Annotated in this window: 4 protein-coding genes; 2 read left to right on the top strand and 2 right to left on the bottom strand. The window is 44.0% G+C overall.

What is annotated here, in order from left to right; genetic code table 11:
• On the top strand, positions 1–300 hold a 300-nt coding region (locus NX845_RS04280; RefSeq protein WP_260256567.1), incomplete at its 5' end, for a GDP-mannose 4,6-dehydratase.
• A 340-nt stretch (positions 301–640) separates the two neighbouring features.
• Here NX845_RS04280 and NX845_RS04275 read toward each other — a convergent pair.
• A complete protein-coding gene (locus NX845_RS04275) occupies positions 641–2,779 on the bottom strand; it encodes a TonB-dependent hemoglobin/transferrin/lactoferrin family receptor (protein WP_017095710.1) in 2,139 nt (712 codons plus the stop codon).
• A 226-nt stretch (positions 2,780–3,005) separates the two neighbouring features.
• Between NX845_RS04275 and NX845_RS04270 the strand changes: the two genes are divergently transcribed.
• Positions 3,006–3,893, top strand: a complete 888-nt coding sequence (locus NX845_RS04270) for a LysR family transcriptional regulator (RefSeq protein ID WP_108111321.1) — start codon at positions 3,006–3,008, stop codon at positions 3,891–3,893.
• Here the strand turns inward: NX845_RS04270 and NX845_RS04265 are convergent.
• A complete protein-coding gene (locus NX845_RS04265; RefSeq protein WP_065681477.1) occupies positions 3,885–6,566 on the bottom strand; it encodes a bifunctional acetate--CoA ligase family protein/GNAT family N-acetyltransferase in 2,682 nt (893 codons plus the stop codon). The genes NX845_RS04270 and NX845_RS04265 overlap by 9 nt on opposite strands.
• Positions 6,567–6,765: the final 199 nt, after the last annotated feature.

Here is a 6,765-nt window from a genome sequence, read left to right as displayed (position 1 = left end):
TCTGATGGCCACATCGCAGCGCTTGAAAAAGTAGGGCGTAAAGACGGTCTTCATATCTACAACCTTGGCACTGGTAACGGTTCGAGTGTATTAGATATGGTTAAAGCGTTCGAGAAAGCGAGCGGTAAACAAGTCCCTTATAAACTGGTCGATCGTCGCCCAGGTGATATTGCAGAATGTTGGGCAGACCCTGCTAAAGCTCAAAAAGAGCTGGGCTGGAATGCGACGCGTACATTGACTGAAATGACGGAAGATACATGGCGTTGGCAGTCAACGAATCCTAATGGTTTCCCTGGCTGATCTAGTCGTTTCATGAATGATTAATATACAAAAAGATGCTTTAGGGCATCTTTTTTGATCTAAATCGAATAAAAAGTGAATTGGTGGTTAAAAAGTATCATTCTGTATCGGTTGTTGTTATCATGCTCGCGAATTATATGTTTAATGTTAATTTTCTTTGGAGTTAATCATGGAACTAGGCCTAATTATCACTTTCATCATTGCTGCTGCAGTAATGGTTAAGAAAGAGATGGCAGAGAAGTAATTTCACTTTATCCCTTTTTGATACAATTTTTAGTGAAATAATAAAAGCCAGCATTTAGCTGGCTTTTTAGTATCTGCAATTCAGGATTTTAACGAATTAGAATTCGTAGTTTGCAGACAAGCCCCAGTTACGGCCAGGTTGAGACTTAAAGTCTGTATTAAACTTAGAGGCGTGTGTACTACTAGACGTTTCACTGTACAACCAATATTTCTTGTCCAGCGCGTTAAATAGACCAGCTCGCAGAGTCAAATCCGTGATAGGACGGTAATAAGCAGTTAAATCGACAACGGTGTACCCAGCTACATCGACCTTGTCGTCAGCGTTCCACTCATCCTTCGCAGCAACCATTTTAATATTTAGAGCTGAACCGAAGGTTTCTCTCTCAATACCAAGACCAATTGTTCCTGTTAGAGGTGCTACCGAATCAATTGATTTTCCGTTAGATTTATCTTCACCGTCAGCATAGGCTACAGCCAAACGAGTGTATGTACCGAATGGTGCGTCTAGCAGGGTATCAAGGTTAATTGTTGAAGAAAGTTCTGCACCATAAATCGTAACTTTATCTAGGTTTTCTTTGGTAATTACGTCTCTACCGTTTTGCTCCCCCGTTTTCGTCTGATTGATGAAATCGGTATAGTCGGTGTAAAAAGTGCTAAGTTCGAAGCGAGCGTGTTGGTTGCTGCCACGAAGGCCAAACTCATAAGACACACTTCTTTCAGCTTTTAGATTAGGGTTTGCTTCAATAATAGCGCCGTTGTTATAGAAGTAATACAAGTCATAAACTGAAGGAGCTTTAAATCCTTGACCGATTTGACCAAATACAGATAAGTTGTCGTTGATGTGATAAACCGAACCTAGCTTCGCTGTGAATGCATCATCTTCATTCTTTTCATATTCCGTGGTGTAGCCTTCATCTGTTGATGGATCAGCAACAAACGAGTCATAACGAAGACCACCGGTTACAATCAACTTATCTTCCATGAAGAACGCTTGATCCTGAACAAACACACCCCATTGCGTGATTTTTGCATCAGGGATACCCGTACTACCTGGAGTAACGGTGCCTCGGTCAAACTTATGATCGGTGTTGTCTAACTCAAAATCATTTTGTAGGTAAGTAAAACCGTAAGTAAATTCATGATCAGCGCCGTCGATATTCACTAACTTAGAAAGTTGTGTATCAAGCTGCATGTTTACGTCTGATGCATCACGTTCACGTAATCGGCGACCACTTGATGGTGTCGTGTCGTAGTTCTTATTAAGAGTGCTTGAGTCCTGGTAGCTAAGAGACCAGTCTAACGAATCCGCGATAGACGAATTCAACTTAAGCTGTTGCTCTAATGTTGCACGAAAACGTTTGTTGGTGTCTTCGTTATAGTTATCAGTGTATACAAAGCCCGGCATAAGCTGGTAACCATTGTAATTCAACTCATCCTCATCATATTGGCGCTGATAATGCTCTAAAGTTACGCCAATCTTGTTTGAATCCGATACATTGTAGAATGCTTTAGCTAAGAAGTTACTTAATTCCGTATCGGCTGGGTTAGAAGCACCACGATCTGGACCTTCAACTTCACTTCCTGATGAATGAGTTTCTGTCTCATGACCTTGAGCGTATGTCGCCATAACGATAGTTTCTAACTTATCTTTACGCATCGCCCATGAAAGTGTGTTTTTAAACTGTTCATCAGCTGACGTATAGCTAGATTTGATACCAAAACGGTTCTCATCACCATCAGTTCTAAGCATATCTTCTGGGTTCTTCGTTCTTAGCAGTACAGCACCGCCAATTGCATCAGAACCGTACAATGTAGAAGCTGGCCCTTTATTTACCTCAATGACACTCAATGTGTCTACTTCAATGGCGTTTGAATATTTACGCTGTTCTGTAGCGCCAGGGTTGTATGGGGTTGGTTGTTGGACACCATCGATCATCAATTTAACGCGATCACCTTCAACACCACGGATATTGAAACCCGAAATACCAAAGCGGCCACTGCCTTGCGCTTCTACGCCTGGAGTGTATTGAAGAGCTTGCTTTATGTCGTTAGACATTTGATTATCAATATCTTCTGACGATACCGATTCAATTGAGCTTGAAACATCTTCTTTGTTTTGCTCGGTACGAGTTGCCGATACAACAACCTCGTCAAATAGGGCATAATCTTCAGCAAAGGCTGATGTTGATGAAAGCGCTAAAACGATTGAAGCAGAGAGTAGGGATTGCTTATACATCTGATAGTTACCTTAATTCCATAGTCTTATCTTGATTTACGAGAGACAATATTGGATCTAAATGATAATTACTACCATTTGCATTTCACTTTGTGGGTGATTTTATCAGTTAAAACTCCATTAATACCGTATAACTTATTGTATTTTAAAAGCTTTAATTGTGATATTTAGCTGGTGAATACTTCCATTTCTGTGATAAACATCTCATTTATAAAGTTGGATACTGATGCATAGCCTAATAACACTTGAAGCACTACATATACTAGATGCCATTGATCGTCGTGGGAGTTTCGCAGCTGCTGCGAATGAACTGGACCGAGCGCCTTCTTCATTGAGTTATCAAATCCAGAAGTTAGAACAAGACTTAGATATCATGATTTTTGATCGCTCAGGCCACCGTGCAAATTTCACGGAAGCGGGACAGTTAATATTAGAGCAAGGTAGAATCATTCTTGGTGCCACTGAACAACTCGTTAACGATGCGAGTATTCTTGCTAATGGCTGGGAGCTAGATTTAACCATTGCCTTTGATGGCATCATTCCTATTGCCAATTTCTTCCCGTTGGTCGACGAACTCGGGAAAATCAGCAAAACACGTGTTCGCTTACAAGAAGAGATCTTAGCCGGATGTTGGGAATCCCTGACAGATGGCCGAGCCGATTTATTGGTATGTCCCAAGCTCGACACGATTCCAAACGATATGAAAAGTGACATTATTGGTAAGATGGAAATGGTATGGGTCGCGGCATCAAACCACTACGTTCATAAACGTTCTGGCGAGTTCGATCAAAAAGCGAGGGAAAGTTACAGGGTTATTGCAATTGCGGATACTGCACGCGACCAACCAGCGTTGAGTCGCAACATTCTCGAGAAACAACCTCGTTTAACCGTAACAAGCTTCCCTGCAAAGGTAGAGGCTCTGACAACTGGATTAGGGATTGGCACCTTGCCGAGTAGTATTGCTAAGCCGCTGATTGAATCTGGCGTTCTACAGCAGATTTCGGGTACAGAACCACAGCCGATCGATATCGTCATGGCTTGGCGACGCAACAAAATGGGCGACGCCAAGTCTTGGTGTATCCAACATCTTAAAAAGACATGGGCGTTAAAGTAACGGTAACACCATATCTGCAGTACCATCTTCAAAACTGATATCTAGCTCGAAGCCGAGCTTTTGGGCTAGTGTCAGCATCCCTCTATTCGTTGGCATCGTCATGCCCGACATCTGTTTAGTCTGCTTCGCACGGCAGTAATCGATAACCTTAGTCATAAGAATACGACCTAAGCCGACACCTTTCAGATCGGAACGTATCAGAATCGCGAACTCGGCATCGGTGTTCTCTGGGTTAATTAGCGCTCTCGATACACCAATAATCGCAGGCACACCTTGTTCCTTACGAACCACCACAAACGCGATTTCTCTATCAAAATCAATCTGAGTAAAATTCGCCAACGCCTCATGATTGAATTCTCCAACATCACTAAAGAAACGCTTATACAGATCCTCTTTAGAGACGCGATTAATAAAGTCAGCATGAAGCGGTTCATCTTCAGGAAGAATAGGGCGTAGCAACACTTCGGTGCCGTCCTTGAGTACTATATTCTCTTCAAGCTCGACCGGATAAGGGCGAATCGCAAGACGTTCTTGTGGATCGCCTTCGTACGCTTTCAAGATGATATCGGCATCTAATATCGTGAACTTGTCACCATTGGCCAGTACTGGATGGATATCCAAATCATGTATTTCAGGGCAATCGACTACCATTTGCGATATACGAACCAGCAACTCAGAGAGCCCTTCAATGTCGATTGGGTTAGGCAGTTTTTGCAGGCGAATCTTGCCACTTTTTATCGCCCTAATGATCAAGTAACGCGCCAGTGTCATGTTAAGCGGTGGGAAAGCAGCCGCGGCATCAATCGATTCATCCCACTCAGAGCCACCTTGGCCAAGTAAAATGATAGGGCCAAAGGTTTCGTCCGTTGTGACCTTAACTCGCAATTCTTGGCCGCCCGCAAGCTTAGCCATACCTTGAATCAACAAGCCATGGATATGAGCAGTAGGGAACGACAATTGAGATCGATCGAGAATTGCCTGAGCGGCATTCGCGACTTCACTACTGTTTCGTAAATTGAGCATCACACCTTGAACGTCCGACTTATGCGCAATGTCTGGCGAGCGAAGTTTTACGGCGACCGGGTAACCGATCGTTTCAGCAATGTGCACCGCTTCACTTGGGTCGGAAGCAATCCAAGTTGGCAACACATCAAGATTGAAGTGCTTGAAAAACTGACTATTTTGGTGAGTATCAAGACTAACTGTATCTTTATCCAGTAGTTGGCGTTCTATCCAACTTTTCGCATCTGCCAAGTCTTCAATGTGCACTTTTTCTGCCGTGGTCGGCGTTTCCATTAACTGACGTTGGTTGCGTCTGTACTCGACCAAGTGCATGAATGCAACCACTGAACTTTCAGGCGTTCGATAGGTTGGGAAACCCGCTTCAGTAAACAGCTTTCTCGCCGGCCTTGCGGTTAACTCCCCAGACCAATTCGTTAAGATATTAAAGCGCTTGTGGCGAGGATGCTTTTTAATCGCTTCAATAATTCGCTCTGCTGTTCTGGCTGAATGTGCGACTGCAGAAGGGCTGTGCATGATAAGAATCGCGTCCGCTTCGTCGCCATCGAGTAAGATGTTTATGGTGTCGATATAGCGTTGATCGCCGGCGTCGCCAACAATATCGATAGGGTTGCTATGAGACCAACTCGATGGCAAAACCTTACTGAGTTTATCGAGCGTATCTTCAGAGAATTCTGCGAGCTTGCCGCCGCGGTCAAATAGGGTGTCCACGGCCATAATTGCTGGGCCGCCACCATTGGTAACAATAGCCAAGCGCTCGCCACGCAAGGGCACTGAATGAGTCAGTGTCTCTACCGCAGCAAACAGTTCATGTAAGTTCTTAACTCGCAACATACCGCTGCGTCGGATCGCAGAGTCATAGATAATGTCTAAGGTATCGGCACCACCGGTATGTGCCATTGCCGCTGCTCGGCCTTTCGCTGTTCGTCCGCCTTTGAGCACTAGAATTCGTCGGTTGCGTGACGCTGCACGCGCTGCAGAGATAAAGCGCCTCGCATCAGTAATGCTATCGACATAAAGCAATATCGCTTCGGTGTGAGAATCGGTACTCAGATAATCCAAGAGTTCCGAGAATTCAATGTCACTGCCATTGCCTATTGAGATAAACGCTGAGAAGCCAATCTCTTTGTCGTTCGCCCAATCGAGAATCGTAGTACACACTGCAGCAGACTGAGAAACAAACGCGATTTTACCTGGCAGCGCAGTCACTGGAGAGAAAGAGGCGTTTAAATTTAACCATGGGACAATAATCCCCAAGCTATTGGAGCCAAGCACCCGAATGTTGTGTTTTTTAGCAATCGCTAGGCATCGTGCATCATACGTTTCGCCATTATCGCTTTGTTGCTGCATGTCGGAAGAAAGCACGATGACAGAGGCTATGCCTTTCTCGGCCAGCTCTTCAAAAATGGCCACATTAAGGGTCGCATTGGTACAGAGAATCGCAAGGTCAGGCACGATAGGCAGTGACAAAATGTTCTTGTATGAGAGTACGCCTGCCACCGAGTCATATTTTAGCGTAACGGGCATCACCGCACCTTTAAAATCCCCGTGCAACAAATTATTCATGACGATATATCCCGCGCGCGTTTCTCGTTGAGAAGCACCAACAACAGCGATTGAACGGGGTTTAAGGAGGGGATCAAGATGATTCATAGACATATCCTAGCAATGCACGTAAGTTCATCGTAACTTACTTTTCACTCACGGGTTGATGGCAAATTCACCGAATTCAGATGAATAAGCAAACACTGCATAAAGTTTGTGAAATAGGTCACCCACTAATGGTGTATAATCTCAAAGTTAACTTGATTCTAAACCGACGTATCGGCATGATTTATAGTAATTATTATTA

It is taken from the genome of Vibrio sp. NC2, from assembly GCF_025195005.1.
Taxonomy (GTDB): domain Bacteria; phylum Pseudomonadota; class Gammaproteobacteria; order Enterobacterales; family Vibrionaceae; genus Vibrio; species Vibrio splendidus.
Note: the sequence above shows the minus strand (reverse complement) of the source record. Positions and strands in the feature narration are given on the sequence as shown.

Excerpts from the sequence above, each read along its gene's own strand:
- NX845_RS04275 (WP_017095710.1), bottom strand. The coding sequence starts at position 2,779 with ATGTATAAGCAATCCCTACTCTCTGCTTCAATCGTTTTAGCGCTTTCA.
- NX845_RS04270 (WP_108111321.1), top strand. The coding sequence starts at position 3,006 with ATGCATAGCCTAATAACACTTGAAGCACTACATATACTAGATGCCATT.
- NX845_RS04265 (WP_065681477.1), bottom strand. The coding sequence starts at position 6,566 with ATGAATCATCTTGATCCCCTCCTTAAACCCCGTTCAATCGCTGTTGTT.